This window comes from Blautia sp. AM29-29 (genome assembly GCF_003480555.1).
GTDB lineage: Bacteria > Bacillota > Clostridia > Lachnospirales > Lachnospiraceae > Fusicatenibacter > Fusicatenibacter saccharivorans.
Genome location: NZ_QUJD01000026.1, coordinates 1 through 307 on the forward strand (window position 1 = coordinate 1; position 307 = coordinate 307).

At 45.9% G+C, this 307-nt stretch carries 1 pseudogene; it reads left to right on the forward strand.

Annotation, left to right across the window (positions count from 1 at the left end):
• Positions 1-307, forward strand: a pseudogene (locus DW769_RS14960) (IS200/IS605 family accessory protein TnpB-related protein); the annotation flags it as partial.

Below are 307 nucleotides of genomic sequence, written 5' to 3' on the forward strand. Positions count from 1 at the left end.
TGAAAATCATATCCAGTTATGGTGTAGAATTACGAAAACAGAATATTCCGATCCGCCAGACACTGGAGATTTACCGTTCTGCTGTCCGCTATCTGGTCGAAGTGTATGAATCTGTATGGGAAGAACTGGTCAAAATTGAGGAAAGTAAGAAACGTTTCAATGCAGCGGAACATCTGGTGCATACAACGAAACGGAATCCGGCCCGGTTTGATTTTGATTTCTGCTTTCCCAAGATGCCATCCTATTTCAGACGGGCGGCAGTCCAGCATGCGCTTGGGAGTGTATCTTCTTATCGGACGCGTCTGGA